This is a genomic window from Thomasclavelia ramosa DSM 1402 (assembly GCF_014131695.1).
Lineage (GTDB): Bacteria > Bacillota_I > Bacilli_A > Erysipelotrichales > Coprobacillaceae > Thomasclavelia > Thomasclavelia ramosa.
Genome location: NZ_CP036346.1, coordinates 1,794,111 through 1,811,975 on the forward strand (window position 1 = coordinate 1,794,111; position 17,865 = coordinate 1,811,975).

The 17,865-nt window shown below is 30.5% G+C and carries 17 protein-coding genes; 1 reads left to right on the forward strand and 16 read right to left on the reverse strand.

Annotated elements, in window-relative coordinates:
- Nucleotides 1–175: 175 nt before the first annotated feature.
- The 13 genes from EYR00_RS08530 to EYR00_RS08590 all read right to left on the reverse strand — a co-directional run bounded on the left by EYR00_RS08530 (nucleotide 176) and on the right by EYR00_RS08590 (nucleotide 12,911).
- The gene (locus EYR00_RS08530) at nucleotides 176–1,864 is read right to left on the reverse strand and encodes a gluzincin family metallopeptidase (protein WP_008791550.1); all 1,689 of its coding nucleotides are present in this window, start codon (nucleotides 1,862–1,864) and stop codon (nucleotides 176–178) included.
- 325 nt (nucleotides 1,865–2,189) lie between these two features.
- The gene (locus tag EYR00_RS08535) at nucleotides 2,190–3,461 is read right to left on the reverse strand and encodes a hypothetical protein (protein WP_003537539.1); all 1,272 of its coding nucleotides are present in this window, start codon (nucleotides 3,459–3,461) and stop codon (nucleotides 2,190–2,192) included.
- A 94-nt stretch (nucleotides 3,462–3,555) separates the two neighbouring features.
- Nucleotides 3,556–4,410 carry a Cof-type HAD-IIB family hydrolase gene (locus tag EYR00_RS08540; RefSeq protein ID WP_003537538.1) on the reverse strand — a complete coding sequence of 285 codons (855 nt, stop codon included), beginning with the start codon at nucleotides 4,408–4,410 and terminating at the stop codon, nucleotides 3,556–3,558.
- A gap of 117 nt (nucleotides 4,411–4,527) precedes the next feature.
- Complete coding sequence (locus EYR00_RS08545; RefSeq protein WP_003537537.1) at nucleotides 4,528–4,770, reverse strand: hypothetical protein; 243 nt, start codon at nucleotides 4,768–4,770, stop codon at nucleotides 4,528–4,530.
- A gap of 984 nt (nucleotides 4,771–5,754) precedes the next feature.
- On the reverse strand, nucleotides 5,755–5,928 hold the full coding sequence (locus EYR00_RS08550) for a hypothetical protein (RefSeq protein ID WP_009010026.1): 174 nt from the start codon (nucleotides 5,926–5,928) through the stop codon (nucleotides 5,755–5,757).
- A gap of 105 nt (nucleotides 5,929–6,033) precedes the next feature.
- Nucleotides 6,034–6,513: a heme-binding protein gene (locus EYR00_RS08555; RefSeq protein WP_003537535.1), complete on the reverse strand. Its 480-nt coding sequence runs from the start codon at nucleotides 6,511–6,513 to the stop codon at nucleotides 6,034–6,036.
- 30 nt (nucleotides 6,514–6,543) lie between these two features.
- On the reverse strand, nucleotides 6,544–7,092 hold the full coding sequence (locus EYR00_RS08560; RefSeq protein ID WP_008791548.1) for a flavodoxin family protein: 549 nt from the start codon (nucleotides 7,090–7,092) through the stop codon (nucleotides 6,544–6,546).
- A gap of 134 nt (nucleotides 7,093–7,226) precedes the next feature.
- Nucleotides 7,227–8,195, reverse strand: coding sequence for an aldo/keto reductase (locus EYR00_RS08565; RefSeq protein ID WP_003537531.1), 969 nt, complete (start codon nucleotides 8,193–8,195; stop codon nucleotides 7,227–7,229).
- Nucleotides 8,196–8,210: 15 nt separating this feature from the next.
- Complete coding sequence (locus tag EYR00_RS08570; protein WP_009300219.1) at nucleotides 8,211–9,050, reverse strand: SDR family oxidoreductase; 840 nt, start codon at nucleotides 9,048–9,050, stop codon at nucleotides 8,211–8,213.
- A gap of 48 nt (nucleotides 9,051–9,098) precedes the next feature.
- A complete protein-coding gene (locus EYR00_RS08575; RefSeq protein ID WP_003537529.1) occupies nucleotides 9,099–9,848 on the reverse strand; it encodes a carboxymuconolactone decarboxylase family protein in 750 nt (249 codons plus the stop codon).
- A 3-nt stretch (nucleotides 9,849–9,851) separates the two neighbouring features.
- The gene (locus tag EYR00_RS08580; protein ID WP_003537528.1) at nucleotides 9,852–10,364 is read right to left on the reverse strand and encodes a flavodoxin; all 513 of its coding nucleotides are present in this window, start codon (nucleotides 10,362–10,364) and stop codon (nucleotides 9,852–9,854) included.
- A 138-nt stretch (nucleotides 10,365–10,502) separates the two neighbouring features.
- Entirely contained in the window at nucleotides 10,503–11,393 is an 891-nt protein-coding gene (locus EYR00_RS08585) for a LysR family transcriptional regulator (protein WP_003537527.1), read from the reverse strand.
- A 57-nt stretch (nucleotides 11,394–11,450) separates the two neighbouring features.
- Nucleotides 11,451–12,911, reverse strand: a complete 1,461-nt coding sequence (locus tag EYR00_RS08590) for a glycoside hydrolase family 1 protein (protein ID WP_003537526.1) — start codon at nucleotides 12,909–12,911, stop codon at nucleotides 11,451–11,453.
- Nucleotides 12,912–12,987: 76 nt separating this feature from the next.
- On the opposite strand from EYR00_RS08590, the gene EYR00_RS08595 reads away from it, so the two are divergent.
- Nucleotides 12,988–14,181, forward strand: coding sequence for an AraC family transcriptional regulator (locus tag EYR00_RS08595; RefSeq protein ID WP_003537525.1), 1,194 nt, complete (start codon nucleotides 12,988–12,990; stop codon nucleotides 14,179–14,181).
- A gap of 11 nt (nucleotides 14,182–14,192) precedes the next feature.
- On the opposite strand, the gene EYR00_RS08600 is transcribed toward EYR00_RS08595, so the two are convergent.
- From EYR00_RS08600 to EYR00_RS08610, 3 genes are read right to left on the reverse strand one after another with little or no spacing between them, the layout of a single operon-like run.
- Nucleotides 14,193–15,077: an ROK family protein gene (locus tag EYR00_RS08600; RefSeq protein WP_003537524.1), complete on the reverse strand. Its 885-nt coding sequence runs from the start codon at nucleotides 15,075–15,077 to the stop codon at nucleotides 14,193–14,195.
- Nucleotides 15,074–16,486, reverse strand: a complete 1,413-nt coding sequence (locus tag EYR00_RS08605) for a 6-phospho-beta-glucosidase (RefSeq protein ID WP_008791544.1) — start codon at nucleotides 16,484–16,486, stop codon at nucleotides 15,074–15,076. The genes EYR00_RS08600 and EYR00_RS08605 overlap by 4 nt, the downstream gene beginning before the upstream one ends.
- A complete protein-coding gene (locus EYR00_RS08610; protein ID WP_003537522.1) occupies nucleotides 16,479–17,768 on the reverse strand; it encodes a PTS sugar transporter subunit IIC in 1,290 nt (429 codons plus the stop codon). Before EYR00_RS08610 ends, EYR00_RS08605 begins: the two co-directional genes overlap by 8 nt.
- Nucleotides 17,769–17,865: the final 97 nt, after the last annotated feature.

The window sequence follows — 17,865 nt, forward strand, 5'->3', positions numbered from 1 at the left end:
TTTAAACAAACTGATTATTTTTCATTTTTATCTGTGCTATAATTAAACAGAGGAGTCTAGTTATAATGAAAAAAATAATAAAACCTATTCAACCAATAAAACCAAGCCCACCAACAAAAAACAAACCAAAAAATTCTTCAATTAAAAAGCCATCTAAATAAATGGCTTTTTATTATTATAAAAATTCTCTTTTTATTTCAGAAGAAATATTTTTAATTACTTTAGATGTAAAAGGATTACTGAAACCTGAGTCTTTTAATGCATCTAAGTAATCAACATTGAGAGTGTTTTGAGTCATATTGCGATATGCATTTAATGCATCTTCACGATTTTTTGTACCTACTAACCATAATTCTAATGATGAAACTGCACTCGTAGCATAACTAATATAATAAAACGGCGTTTCAAAATGATGATGAATATCGACCCATTCATACTCTAAAGGATAACCCATATATTTTTGATAAATTTGACCATGTAAAGTATTCATTTCTTCTAATGAAATATCTGGATTTTCAAAAACTTTTCGTTGAAATTCATCTTCTATGCATCCTTGTAAGATGCTATTTAACATATCATTAATAACCTTTATCTCCATTAGTTTTGCATCACTACCGTATATTTCATCATAATATTCAAACATCAACAGCTCAAATGCTTGTGAATGAATCTCGGCAATATCGAGATTATTACCATCATTCCAAGATGTTCCTCCCATCAAATAAAAATTGTAATAATGCCCAAATTCATGAAATAAAGTTGAAGGATCTTTGTAGTCTGAAGTATTAATAAATAAAAATGGCTCATTCCCAATAATTGTCGTATACCCAGCATGGAGCATATTTGAATCGTCATCAATTTGGTAAAGGTGATGTTTTTGCATATAATCATAAGCATCTTGCATTGCTTTAGGAAATTCCTGTTTTAATGCTGTTTTTAAATATGAAAAACCAGATTCGACTGTAATTTCACTAGTATCCAATTTTTGTAATTTTTCTTGATATTTTGTATCCATCTTTGCTGCTAGTGGTGCCACATACTCTAAAACTGCTTCCTCAAATTTTTCTGCATCTTCTTTACTAAAATCTCGACCTAACAAATCATAAGCATAATCCGTATAATTTTCATATCCTAATTTTTTCGCAATTTCAACTCTAATACTGACTAATTTTTTATAAATCGTTCCTAACTCTTTATTTTTTTGTTCATAAATATCATAATACCCGTCAATATCTTCTTGTTTATTAAAATCTAAGTCATCAATTGTTTTACTCTGCCCATTGATCATCGTAGTATATTCTTTAGCAGCAGTTTTACTGTATTCATTAATCAGCGCTGTTTCTTGTTCACTTAGTTCCTCAATTTCTGGAGAATTGAGTTTCTTATTCTTCTCATAACGTTCGATAAAATCTTCTCCCATCTTTTTAACAAACGCATCTTTATATGAAGTTGTCAAAATAGCTTCGGTTAATTCGTTCATACGATTATCTAGTTTTACAAAAGCACTAGTAAGAAATTGGTATTCTTCTTCATAATAAGAGTCTGACAAATCAATATTATTTTTTATAGATGCTAATGACTCCATTTGATCAACCTCTTTTAAATCATTTAATATTTCATCATATCCTTTTAAAATTTCTTCTTGATTTCCTTCTAGCACTACCTTCGCTAATAAATCATTTATTTTTTGATTTATTGCATCAATATCTGGTCGCTCATAGCTCATATCTTCAAAATTTAAATCAGAATGTTCAGGAACAACCTCAGCTTGTGGTTGCGGAATATTATAACCATCTGTAGTACATCCAGTTAACCCCAACATAAAAACCAATAAACATGTCAATAATCTATACTTCTTTTTCATCTTTATCCTCCTTATCTATCTTTAATAATTTTTTAGTTATATACAATAAAATATAAAGTATTACCCTAATTTTTAACAAAATATTCTTTTGTAAACATTACTAATAAATCTTTTCATATAATAAAAAAACGTAAAATGCGATAGTTATAATAAACGATTCAACGAATAAACTTAAAGTAATAATCAATAAATATGTCTTTATCAGAGTAACAAAAAAATTAATCTACTAAAAAAATGAATGTATCTAATTAAATATAGACAACAACCCTTTTATTTGAATTAATGCATCCATTTTTAGAGATACTATCTTTTTTACCTTTACAGATTATTTTAACTGTTGTGCCATCCATTGCCAAACTCTAATTCCACAACGATCAGATACTGCCTCATTATTAAAGAAGTAAATCCATGACCAATGACCACTATATCGTAATGGCTCTCCATCTTTATCATTAAAACGCCCAGAAGTATCAATAACATGCTTTGAAACAAAAGTATGAACGTTGCTGGCCCCAGCCCCTAACAAGCGCCTAATCGTTGGCAATTCATGGGTTTCAGGGGCTACGACATCATCATCTCTGGAATAAATAAAGAATATTGGCAATTTTTTTAATTGTTTAATTTCTTCATCAGATATTTTTTCATTTAAAAAAGCTTCACAAATTGGCACATAGGCATTATATTCTTTACCATACTTAAGTGCCATCAACATTGTCATATAGCCACCATTTGAACATCCTGTGATAATAACTTTCTCACTTTTAGTTTCTTTTCGATAAAAATTAATCAATTCATGTAAAGAATCACAATAATATGAAGTCCCATCTGCTTCCGTAAATTTAGTTGCTAAACTATCACCAGTTTTATCCATCCAAAAAGTTGGACACTGAGGTACCAGAATATTAGCCCCACCAATCGTATTTTGGAACTCTTGACCCGCTAATGAACTAACCTTGTTAGCTAATACAGTAATATAAGGATCAGTATTAATTGTTCCTCCCTCACCTAGCCCATGTAACCAAACAACCAAAGTATCACTTGCTTGCACAGGATTATAAGCAGCATATTTATAACTCACTCCATCACAAGATTCATATAACGCTTCTTCAAACAGATCTGCACTAGTAATCTTATCTTTCATTTTTTTAGCAATATTTATTTGTTTAACTTTTTGACCTAATGAGGTCATTTCATGTCCATCAGCTATCATGATGTCCAATTCATATAAATCATTATATGTATTATATTGTGTCTGCATTGAAAACAATAATGGATTTCCTTCTGCTGGACTGATTTTCATTTCTATCATAATAAAATTAGATGGTTCACTAGTTATTTGACCACTATAGTCTACTAAATAAACATTTGTTACAGTTCTATAAATAATACTTTCAATAATCGGATATAGCGTATCACAATAATCTGTAGTCAACTTCTTCTCTTTAACCACAAAACTCAGATTATTAACCTGATCAATTTTATGATCGAGACTTAGCAATATTTTATTGACACCGCATCCCCAGTCATCGCCTTTAATAAAAGCTGTATAACTTCCAGATACAATCAAATCTTTTAAATTATTATTTTTACTTTCCATACATTTTCTCCCTTTAATAACTCCTTTATTATAACATATTTAAGTTATTCATTTAGAGTCTTTAAAATAAAAATCCTACATAACGTAGGACTTTTTAGTCAATTAAACCATATTTTTTCATTGAATTATAAATACCATCATCTTTAATATCGTCTGTCACTTCATCAGCAATTTCTTTTAATGCCTCTTTAGCATTACCTACCGCAATCCCATATTGACAAAATTCCAGCATATCTGCATCATTTAATCCGTCACCAAAAGCATATGTATTTTCTTTAGGGATACCTAACTCATCAATCAAAGCATTAATAGCTGAAGCTTTGTTAACTCCAGGAACCGATAACTCTCCACTGTTATCACCAAAAATAGGAACAGTGCAATGAATTACATTAAACTCTTGCTCAAATTCTTTTTTTATTTTTTCAAAAGGGAAATTATCTTTTTCCAAAAAACAAATCTTATTAACATCATCACGATGAAGATCATAACCTTCTTTTAATGATCCAATAAAATGATTAGGAGTTTCAGCTTTAGTTCTACGTGCAACTGGATCATTTTCCAAATCCCCATACATTATTCTTTCTAATCGTGGAATTAAATTCTTACTTGCATATAATCCACCATTACTTTCAATGTAATAATCAAATTCATTAGCCTCAAAATAATCAACAACATGGTTGATTGCTGTGCGAGAAACTTGTTTGTGATATAACATTCGATCTCCAATTTCAACGAAACCACCACCAGCTCCAATAATTCCATCAAAACCAACATCCATGATATGATCAAAAATCTCAGCTTTACTTCTTCCCGTACACAAAAAACATAAATTTCCTTTAGCTCTTGTCGCTTGGACAGCCTTAACGGTCGAAGCAGGAATATATTCTTGTGATGGTCGAACATCTACTAAAGTTCCATCAACATCAAAAAAAATAATTTTCTTTGTCATAATACCCTCCAATATTTTTATAATTAATACGATTATACTATTAATTAAAATGTATTTAACTTTTTTTCTAAATAAAAAAATTTATGTCTGAATTATCATAATTAACTATGAAAATATCTAAATTATACTAGATTTACTACTAAAAATAGTTTTATGAGGACAAGAAAAGTTTTTCCCATATTCCTCCATCGATTCAAGATCAGGATTTTCTAACCATTCTCTCAATAACACAACAAGCCCTAAAATAAAAATATTTAAAGTTTGTCGAACTTCTTGACTACATGAATACTCTTTTAATAATTGTAAAATAATAACTTTCTTAATATCTTGATAAAAAGAAAATGAAAAATCTTGATTCACTAAAATCTTATATGTTTCATAATCTTTTTTAAGATACTTATTACCTCATTGAGTAATAGATCTATTTTATCATTTAATCCTCGTCCTTTATTTTTTCAGTAAAGCTGCTTGGTTGAGCCAAAAATTCTTTTTGAAAGCTTTCCGACAAATCTATTGTATCTTAATAATGTGCATAAAAAGTCCTACGACTAATACTAGCACTTTTAATATTATCAGTGACTATAATCTTACGTGTAGGTTTCTTCTTCAATAATTCAATAAGCACCTCTTTGTTCAAAGCTTTAGATCTTAGGGTATTTCTATATTTTATTGGCATAATTATTCCTCCCAATTTTATACAATGATTACAAATTTATCTATGATTAAATAAATCTAAAGATATTGAATATTGTTGTTTTATTTTCTTAACAGTATAGTATAAATATACAGTTAAGATAAGCATTTTATAAAAAAGTAGAGGAATGCTTATGCCAAATTGGAAACTTATAAATTATTGATCACAAAATCTATCTCCTACAGTCTTTAAAAAATATATACTAATCATAACATAAATTTAGCTGATAATGATTTAAAAATTATTCTTGATATTATTAAGAACAACCTTTATTCTATTCTTAATGAAACGTATTTCCCAATTATATTTTTTAAAGACACATGAAAGAATATCTAACTATTTTAAACTCTTAATAGCAAAGCATTAACTGATTCAAAAAATTTCAAAGGCGTATTCTTAGAATATGCCTAAACCTTTTTATATGTTAATTCTCCGGCCCATTCAAAACCTTTTTTTGCAAATATTACACCAATCAATTCATTAATCACTGCGGCAGTAGCAATCGTTCTTTGAATAATCTAAGCAGCTGGAGTTGAAACAGCAATTCCAGTAAATACTAAAGATACTCAAGAATGCGGTAATAGTGTAAAACCAAGATATTTAATGACTGTAGCAGGACACATAATCAAAGTTACCCCTAATCGTGCAATTCATAATATTGGATTAAACTCATGCATTAGTGAAGATAATTCAGACTCACTAAACATATTTGCAAAAACAGCTGAAAGTATCATTCCAATCAATATAAAATTAAGAATTGGTTTTGGTAAAAAATAGTCATTAATGATCATTCCTAAAACTGTAGCTATAATAATTGTTTTCACCTTAAATAAACATTATCTATTTTTTAGATCAATTGGCATCAAAAACTATATCCATCTTATTCTTAATTCTTAAAAATATCATAATTGACCCTAATGAATGACTGATTAAAATAACTTTTCCAATGCTTTTACAATGACTTGGTGATCTTCATGAGGTCTTAATCCAGTAACAGTAATTGCCCCTGCTGGTACTCCTTTTATAAATATAGGAAAACTTCCCCCACAAAGACCATATTCTTCATCAAAAATCATTTGATTATAATTATGGGTATCTATATTATCAAGAAAAATAAAATACGAGGAATGTTTTGTTTCAAGACATACCCGCTCTTTACGGCCTAACCATTTAATACTTTCTTCATTATAACTATTAACAAAACATTGCCTGATTATTTTATTGTTATAAACTATTCTTGCAGCAAATGGTCGATTATAATATTTAGCTTCATCAATTATTTTATCCATAATCAAAGCAGCAGTCTGGAGATTAAAATATTCAAAAATATATTTATGTTCTTCTTTTAAAATATCTAGTTTATTTGGATGATTTCCTTTATTTACAAAATAGTTATAATAATTTTCCATTTTATTCCTCCTGATAAGAAATCTAATTAATTATATTGTTGAACCCATTTGATAAGCTTCATCATAACTTGGGTGTGTGTAAGCATCACCTTTATTAAATGCTCCTAAACCATAAATAATTCCTCCTTCATCCACCTTTTTGAGCACCTTAATAAACCCTCTAAAGCTTTCAATTGTTCCGTGCATTTGTTCACGATCAGTACTTCCACTTGTTAAAATTAAATAAGCTGTTTTTCGTTTAGGGCTATTTCTGATTTCATATTCACGTGCAAACATACGATCAATTAAAATTTTAAGCTGTGCACTCAAACTATAAAAATAAACTGGTGTTGCCATTACAAATACATCAGCATTAACAATTTCCTCAATTACCTTATTCGCATCATCTTTTAAAACACACCTATTGTGATGTCCTCGACAGTATTCACAAGCTAGGCATGGAGCAATTCTATAATTTGCTAAATTGATTTTTATTACTTTGTGTCCCACGCTCGTCGCACCTTTGATAAATTGATCAGCTAAAATTTCACTATTACCATTTTTTCTAGGACTTGATGATATAACGACTATCTTTTTCATATAGGCTTCCTCTTTCATTTTTTATTAATTTTCTTTTTATTATCATAGCCCTTCAACTTTACTTTAAGTCAAGGGGTTTATTAAGTCTAAAATAAAAGATTATGGATAAGTTCATAATCTTTTATTTCTATTAATTATCTAAAACCATATTGATTGTGTGGCACATATGGTTCTTCCAAATATGCTATCTCATCTGGAGTCAGGACGATATCTAGTGCTTGTAAAGCATCTTCTAAATAGTTAATTTTAGAGCTACCTACTAACGGCGATGTAATATATGGCTTACTTAAAACCCATGCTAAAGCAATTTGACTAGTTGGTTTTTGATATTTTTTAGCTAATTCATAAACTCTTTTAATGATTTCGCAATCATGAGCTAATTGATAATCATTTTGCAGTTTACCACAGCCATCTGTCCGCGGAGTATCAACCGCCTTATTAAAGACACCGTGAGCAAGTGGTGAAAATGGTGTAAGAGCAATATTTTCGTATTGACACATTGGAATCATTTCTTTTTCTTCTTCACGATACACTAAATTATACATATTCTGCATACTAATAAATTTTGCCCATCCATTCTTTTCTGCAATACTATTAGCTTTCACAAACTGCCAAGCATACATCGCACTAGCTCCAATATAACGAATTTTCCCCATTCTTACTAAATCATTCAACGCTTCCATTGTTTCTTCGATCGGAGTAGTATAATCCCAGCGATGAATAATATACAGATCGATATAATCCGTCTGTAATCTCTTTAGCGAATTTTCAACTTCTGTAAAAACAGCTTTGCGTGATAATCCTTTTGCATTAACACCATCAAACATTGGGTAATACAATTTAGTTGCAATTACAACATCTTCTCGATTAGCATAATCTTTTAATGCTTGTCCAAGAATTTCTTCGCTCGCACCAAGACTATAATAATTAGCTGTGTCAAAAAAGTTAATACCATGTTCTAGCGCATATTTAATAATTTCTCGAGCTTCTTTTTCTGCAGTTTTTCCAGGGATTCCCCCACGATCTAATTCACCAAATCCCATACATCCTAAACATATTTTAGAAACTTTTAATCCTGTTTTTCCTAAATTTACATATTCCATACTTTTCTCCTTAAATTAACTTTTATTTTTTGGTTTTAGTGGTCCATAAAAATATGCAGCAGTAGCCCCACCGTCAATTAAAAAATCTGCACCTGTAATAAATGCTCCTTGGGGTCCCATCAATAGTTCTGCTACATTTGCAACTTCATCAGCCGTTCCAGGCCGCCCAGCTGGACACTTTGCAAACATATTTTTATAAAAATCTCCTCTTGGACCATTAAATTCATCAATAGCCAATGGAGTTACAATAATTCCAGGTGAGATGGCATTTATCCGAGCACCCTTTTGTCCCCATTTAATTGCCTCAGCCATTACTCTTTTTTCATTACAGCGTTTAGCAAGCTGATACGCATGAAGTGTATCTTGAATATTATGTGGCTGCAGTACTTCTAAGTCCAATAATTTATTCGTTTCTGTAATAGCCAGCATTTCATCAATTTCAACTCCTAAAGCTGGCATTCGATGACCTGACTGACTTGAAATCGTCACCCCAACTCCACCGTCTTTTATTACTTTACCTATTTCTTCTAATAAAACTGCAGTTCCATATAAATCAACTTTTAAAATTGTTTCAATCGATGCTTGACTAGGTGAAACTCCTGCTCCATTAACAAGCATACTAATTTCCCCATAATTCTGAGCAACCTTAATCATCTTTAAAATAGACTTTCTAGATGATAAGTCCATTTCAACTGGTATTACATCAAAGCCAGCATCATTCATTATCTTTGTAATCCTATTAGCATTATCAATATTTTTATCACCAATAATAATTTTTTTACCATATCCAAGTCTTCTTGCAATAGCCATACTAATCTGACCAGCACCGGTTACGATCATAACTTCCTTATTCACTTTTCCTACCTCCTCATTATTTGTATGGAATCCCACATACTTTTTAAATTATTTTATTACTTCATTAATACAACGTAAAGCATTTAAACTTCTTGGATATCCAAGAAAAGGAATTCCTCTAGAAATCACCTTTATTAAAAAAGCTCTATCGTTCCCTAATCTAATATTTGCTTCAATATGTGATACCAACTGTGGCTCACATCCTCCTTGTGCTGCTAAAAAGCAAAATGTAATCATTTCACGCTGTTTGTAATCTAAGCCTTTTCTAGTATAATAATCTCCAAAACAATTATCTGTTAACCAATAATTGATGTGTTTTATATCTGCTGTTCCACTTTTATAAAATTCACACATATCCTGACCAAAAATATCAACCTGTGCTTGTATTCCTTTTTCTAAACGATTGCTTTGATTAGTCGTAGATTGTCCTTGTAAAGGTAAAGTAATACCATTTTTAGTACAAAAATCGTTAACTACGTGTAAAAAAGGAAATACTCTCCCAATCCCTAAATAAGCTGTTGCTTGATAAATAATTTCTTTCATTTCAATTGGTGTTACACCAAAATTATACGCAGCAGTCAGCATCGCTTTAAATTCATCAATACCTTGGCAGCCTAGAAGCATTGCTAAAATTGCAATCATACTTGTTTTATCATCTAAATCATTTTGATTAACTACTTCGTCAAATGCGAAATTATCAAATAATTCAATAAATTCTGGATCTGTTTTTAATAATTTTGACTCATAGCCTGGAAACATTCGTTCATGATAGTTTTGAGCATTTTTAGTTATTGCCATATTTCAATTCTCCTTTAACCACTTAAATATTTTTTCGTCACTGTCAAATACTTGACTACCAAAAATATCCAATCCCTGATGAATTATTGCATTAGGACAAATTTTATTTAAATCACTAATACTTTTACCTAACCCACTTCCTTCATGAGTACAAAATGGATATATGTGTTTATTGGTGAAATCGTAACTTTCTAAAAAAGTCCAAAGACACATCGGCATCGTTGACCACCAATTTGGATAGCCAAGATAAATATTTTCATATTCCTCAAAATGACTAATAATATTTATTATTTTTGGTCTTGCATTAGTCTCTAATTCATCTTTAGCTAATTTTGTACACTCATCATATTTAGACGGATATTCATGAAGAGGATGAATTTCAAATAATTCTGCTCCTATTATGGCTTGAACTTTTTTAGCAATCACTTCCGTATTCCCTATTTTTAAATCTTTAATAGCACCTGCTACATAATTTTCTTTCCGATGCGAAAAGTATACAATCAAACTTTTTTTCATCTTACTCACCCTTTCTTTTACAGTTATATTTTAAAATATTAATAAAACTATAACAATTTTAATTGCTAATCATTCTCATAAGTAAAACTTATATGAAAAAAGAACTCCAAAGAGTTCTAAAAATATAATAAGCCATATTTAATCATTATTTAATAAATTACGTAGTAATTCAGCAAATTCTTCAATATAATAATTAGTCTTTTCCTTATGCCAAAAGGCACAATAATTACGTTGTAATGGCTTGTGATGGTGATAAAGTGGAATTCGTGTAATTCCAGTCGCAGGTGGTGGTAATGTTCCAACTGCTTCAATTGGCATAAATCCTCGATTACTTACAACCATTAAACGTCCCTCTTCTAAAGTATCAGCAAATAAAAATTGATTAGCAAAACCAAGTGTATTTTGATAAAAATCTTTTTCAACCTCTTGTTGTTCTTTAGTTGAAATTAAAATACAGGTATTTCTCTTTAAATCAGTAATTGTTAGAATATCCCGCTGACTTAATGGATGCCGACTTGAAATCTCAATATAACAATCACTATACAATAACTCATAATTGTAATAATCATCATTAAATGCTCGTCGTTGATCACTGATTACCAAATCAACTTGTCCAGAGCGTAAAAGATCATATAACTCCTCATGAGTTCCATTAACAATTGATAGTGATACCTCGGAATATGTTTTGCTAAATTTAGCGATTGCATGATGTAATTCTTGAGCTCCATAACATCTTAAATATCCTATCTTTAAAGATAACTCCTGATCTTGTCCGCGACGTACAGTTTCTCTCTTTAAATTATCTATTTCGCTTACCAGCTCCACTCCATGACGATAAAAATACTCACCAGCAGGAGTCAAGGTAAATTGTCGATTATTACGTTTGATCAAATCAACACCTAATTCCTGCTCTAATGCTTTAATTTGTTGGGAAATTGCAGATTGAGATATATAACATTGTTCAGCTGCTTCTGTAAAACTATTACACTCGACTACACTAATAAAATATTTCATTTGTTTCAACAACATATATTATCCTCCCAAAAAACTTGTATAAAAATTATATCATATTTTTTACAATTAAAGCTAGCTTAAGCTTTCGCCATTACTTTTAATTACTTTTTGATACCAATAAAATGACTCTTTGCAGCTTCTTTTTAATGTTCCTTTACCATTATCATCCATATCAACATAAATAAAACCATATCGTTTTTTCATTTCTCCAGTTCCCGCTGAAACTAAATCAATACATCCCCATGGTGTATACCCAATTAATTCTACTCCATCTTCATCTACAGCTTTTTTCATTTCAATAATATGTTCTCTTAAATAATCAATGCGATATTCATCATGGATTTTTCCATCTTCAGCAATTTGATCATTTGCACCTAAACCATTTTCAACGATAAATAATGGTTTTTGATAACGATCCCATAATAAATTTAAGGAAATTCTTAATCCTATAGGGTCAATTGGCCATTTCCACTCACTTTCTTTTAAGTAAGGATTTGCTGCCATTTTAATACCATTGCCTAATGTCATTTCGGCATCCTTGCGAGTTGTTACTACTCCAGAATTATAATAGCTAAAACCAATATAATCAACACAACCATTTTTTAAAAGGTTATCATCATCTTCTAAACTGTTAATCGTTATCCCTTGCTGTTTTAAAGAATTTACAATATAAGAAGGATAATATCCTCGACATTGAACATCACTGTAAAAATATTTTAATTTACGCGAAACATCTAATTCTAAAGCAACATCTCTAGGATTGCAAGTTTTACTATATGTAAGAATATTTGCCAACATCATCCCAATTTGATTATTTGAATCTATTTTATGTCCTAAAATAACTGCTTTTGCACTAGCAACGAAAATATGATGTAAGGCTTGATAGTAGCGAGCGGGGGTCATTTCATGTACTCCCAATGTATCATATCCCCTTAACAAATTAATTTCATTAAAAGTCATCCAATATTTTACTTTGCCCCGATAATATTTAAAAACAGTTTTGCAATATTGTATAAAATATTCAACAGTTTGCCGATTTAACCAGCCATTTTGATGATCAGCCAAATAAATTGGCATATCAAAATGATTAAGAGTAACAATTGGTTCTATTCCATATTTCAAACACTCGTCAAAAATATGATCATAGAAATCTAGACCTGCTTGATTAGGTGAGCTTTCATTTCCCCTAGGATAAATACGTGTCCATGATATTGACATTCTAAAACACTTAAAACCCATTTGAGCAAGTAAAGCAATATCATCTTCATAACGATGATAAAAATCCACTGCTCTATGACTTGGATAATACATTTTCTCATCAATAACACTTTGATAAGCTTGGGGAATTTTTTCACTACCATGTAAATAAACAATCTTACCATTAGAATCTAAAAAACTATGTTTTCGTTTTTTATTCATTGACCCATTTGTTTTAGTATCCGATGTCGCAAGACCACGTCCTCCTAAATTATAGCCACCTTCAAACTGGTTAGCAGCAGTAGCTCCACCCCATAAAAAATTATTTTTAAACATTTTTTATCCTCTTTTCTTAAAATTTTATATCTTCTAAAAACAAATCATTATACAATAATATTGAAAGGATGATTTTATGATTCAAACGAAACAAGAATTAATCAATCTACTTCCCACTATTTATCAAAATTTAAATACTCCACTATTTTTAATTTCTCCTGATTTAAAGATCATTGCTTCTCCAAAAAAATTTTTAAAATTAGAAATAAATTATTTTCAACAAATTTTCAATTTTACAATTATGAAACAGCATGAAATATATATTCACTTTCATCAAAATGCCACATATTTCTTTTTTTGTACTAAGCTAGATGAAATTCCTTATATTTGTGTAGGACCTATTTTTAATCGAAAAATAACAACCCAAGATTCACCTGCTGAGTACGAGTTATTTCAACATGTAATCTCATCGTATACGCTAGATGATTTCTTTAATCTCCCCAGCATTACTGTAGAAACAAAAAATCATTTTATTTTTATTTATCAAATAATTACTGGTAAAATTCTTGATTCTAAATTACTAAAAATTACTTTTAAAGGTTCTAAGGATAATCCTTTAAAACAAGAAAATTCTCTTGAAAAAGAAATCTTTCAAATTCGCGAAACACCTTTGCATGAATTTAGTTATACTTATGAACAAAAAATTCTAAATTATATTCAAAATGAGGATAGTACCAGTGCTAGAATCTTAATGATTGAACTGCTTCAAATCAAAGATGAACGTCATTTATCTAAAAATCAGCTTCAGTCAGCTAAATATAAAGTTGTTGCAGCTATCGCGGTATTTACTCGTGGAGTAATCAGTATCGGTGTTCCTGTCGATAAAGCTTATTCGTTAAGTGATGTGTATATTGTTAAAGTCGACCAGTCTAATACTATTAATCAACTTCACAAACTTATTTCTGACGCAATCATTGATTTTACACAATTAGTTAAACGTTATCGAAATATTCAAAATCCCTATTGGGTAAAAATTTGCAAAAACTATATTTCTCATAATTTACATAAGAATATTACTTTATTAGATTTAGCCAAGGTAACAGAGATGAATACTACTTACTTATCAACCCAATTCAAAAAAACAACCGGTCAATCAATTAAACAATACATTAATCATAAAAAAATCCAAGAAGCTCAATTTTTAATTAAAAACTCTCAATACTCTTTAGCTCAAATTGCTGATATTTTACAATTCTCAAGTCAAAGTCACTTTAATAAAGTTTTTAAACAAATTGTTGGAAAAAGCCCTATTCAATATAAAAATAGTTAAACGATGAAAGTTTATCTCTCATCGTTTTTTCTTAAATAGTGAAGATAAGCGCCTACCATATTAGCATCATTACAGTACTTGCACTTAACGATCTCTGGCTGAGGAAATGGAATAGGCAATGATTGATAAAATCGTTTTACTGCCGTCTTAATTCCATCAATAAAAATTTGATTTTCACTAACTCCACCCCCTATACAAATGCGTTGTGGATCTAGGATACATTGAATATTATGAAGCTGCCAAATCACATCATCACAATAGTCATCAAAAAGCTCACAGCTAATCAAATCACCTGTTTTGATCCAATCAAAGATCAATCTGCCATCATCCGTTTTAACACCTTTAGCAGCTGCTATTTTATCAATTAGGTTTTTAATACTACCCAATGCTCCAAAAAGATGATGATTAGTTACGTCACTGATTCTATGTGCAAAAATCATACTAACTTCGCCGCTAATCAAATGACTTCCTTTAAAAATATCACCATTAATAATAATTCCACCACCTACCCCAGTTCCAAAAGTAAGTACTAAACCATTTTGAATGCCTTGCATATTTCCTTGTTCAAGTTCTGCAATGGCTGCACACCGAGCATCGTTTTCAGCCTGAATAGGCAAATTAAAATAATTTTCCCATTCTTTCAAATCACAGTGATCGTTATATCTTAGACTCCCACCCGCATAAATATACTGCCGATAAACATCGATGACCCCTGGCAACGAAAAGGCAATTCCTTCAATATTGCTCATTTTATCTAAAACTGCTTTAATTGCTTTTAAGAAACTTTCTTGACTATCTTGAGGAGTTGGTATTTTGCCAGCTTGCGTTATTTTACCATCAATCATCAGGCAATGTTTAATAAATGTACCACCGACATCAAAAACTGCTATATTCATAAATCTTCTCCATCAGTAGCAATAACTTTCTTATACCAGGCAAATGATTTTTTCTTACTACGTTTTAATGTTCCATTTCCCTGATCATCACGATCAACATAGATAAAACCATAACGTTTTTTCATTTCTCCAGTCCCTGCAGAGACAAGATCAATACATCCCCAGGGTGTATAGCCAATTACGTCAACACCATCTTCAAGAATAGCACTTTTCATTTCTTTAATATGTTCTTTTAAATAAGTAATCCGATAATCATCTTCAACATAGCCATTCTCATCCACCTGGTCATCATATCCGAGGCCATTTTCAACAATAAATAACGGGATTTCATAACGCTCATAAAATCGATTTAAGATATATCGTAATCCTTTGGCATCAATTTGCCAGCCCCATTCACTAGTCGGTAAATATGGATTTTTAACCCCGGAAACTATATTTCCAGCTGTTGTTTCAACATTAGTATCCGTTGATGCAGCCGATGAAGAATAATATGAAAATCCAACAAAGTCAACACAACCTTCTTTCAAACTTTTTAAATCATCCGGCTTTACTTCAATTTTTAAATCTATTTTTTGTATTAGTTTTTTTACATAATTAGGATAATGTCCACGAACTTGTATATCGCTAAACGCAAATGTTCCATAACGCATTTTTTCTTCAGCTAATAGCACATCTTCAGGTTTTGCTGTAAGAGGATACTTGATCAAAGTTAATACCATGCATCCAATCATATTTTTTGAATCAATTTGATGTCCCAATTTAACAGCTTTCGCACTAGCAACAAACTGGTGATGTGCAGCCTGAAAACTTCGTTGTTTAAAATCTGCTTGTTCACGGCCAATAATTCCTGCGACTTCCGGCATAAAAATAACTGAATTAATTTCATTAAAAGTCATCCAATATTTAACTTTACCACTATATCGTTTATAAATTACTTCACAAAAATTCAAATAAAAATCAATTAACTTACGATTAGCCCAGCCACCATATTGCTTAGCTAAATATAACGGCATTTCATAATGAGAAATAGTTACAACCGGCTCCATTCCTCGTTTAATCATCTCATCAAATAAATCATCATAATATTTTAAACCTAATTCATTAGGAAGCTTTTCATCACCATTAGGGAAAATACGGCTCCAAGCGATTGAGGTCCTAAAACATTTGAAACCCATTTCTTCAAATAAAGCTAAGTCTTCTTTATATTTATGGTAAAAATCTATCCCCTCATGATTAGGATAATAAATTCCTTTTTTAATCCCATCTGTAAACTGTCGTGAAACATCTTTGCTGGCACTAGTCGCAATATCCATTAAAGATAACCCCTTACCATCGGCATCATATGCTCCTTCAGCCTGATTTGCAGCAATTGCACCTCCCCATAAAAAATCTTTACTTAACTTACTCAATTTTTCCACCAACTTTCGCTAATTGCTCTTCTTCGTAGGCTTTCTTATCAGCAATTCTAAAAAATGGATAATACATTAAAGTATTTACTACCAATAAAATTAGTACCATGATCAATAATGAAATTCCTCCTGCTAAAAATGCTTTTACAAAAAATGGAGTTGTCCATGGTAATAATGACATAGCCGGATTGTATGTAAATGTAAAAATTTGGGTTGCAAACAAACCAATAAAGCCCATTACAACATTACAGAAAACCATTGGAATAAAGAAAACAGGATTCAACATTACTGGCATTCCAAAAATCAATGGTTCATTGATATTAAACAAATTAGGAATAAAAGCTAATTTTAGCATCTTCTTATATCTCTCACTTCTCGCTGTAAACATCGATAAACATAATCCAAGTGTATTACCATTACCGCCAAAAGATGCAAACAGTGAAACTAAAGTGATTGTTAAATAAGTTAATGGTTTTCCTGCTTGAGCATCAGCAATATTTGTCATAATTAGTGTCATTTGTAATGGTACAAATGCACTATATACCGTATTTGGATGAATTCCAAAGAACCATAATAAATTAGCAACAAAATATAATAAGAAGATTGTCGGTAATGATAATCCAATTTTAATAATGAAGGCTCCAATTGTTTGATCGAAAAAACTTAAGAAATTTCCAAATGGAGTATAACCAAAACCAACTCGAACTACGAAAGCAAAAGTAACTATGATCATTGATATAAAAATTGGTTCAAAAGATTCACTAACCATTGGTGGAACCCCTTCTGGCATTTTAAATTTTAATCCTTTACCAGCTAAATAATGAAACAAATGTCCTACGATAATAGCAAAAATCAAAGCCACTAAAATCCCTGTACCGCTTAAATAGGTTATATCAAAAGCTGTTATATCCCCTTCAACTCCAGCTACTGTTTGAGGAATTATAATCAGGAAACTTAATAATGATAAAATTCCACAAGATAAAGCATTATCGCCTTTTCTTTTGGCAAAAGAATGAGCAACTGTAAATGAAACATATAAAGCTAAAATATTTAAACTAGCATTTGAAATAGCATCAAAATGTACTTTAAGACCAACGTTTGTTAACCAATCCGAATAACCAGTAAAGGGTAAATTCCCCAAAATAACAAATATACATACTCCAAAAGTGACAGGCCCAGTTCTCATAAACCCCTCTGCTACAGACTGAATTGTATCATTCTCACTCATCTTCTTAGCGATTGGTCCAATAAATCTATTCAATAATTTCTCTAACTTTTCCATATATTCTCCTTATTTTTTTGAAATACGTATTTCATTCTATCGACAATTATCATTATAGAGATTAAAAAATATTGATTTAATAAATATTTTTGTTTTT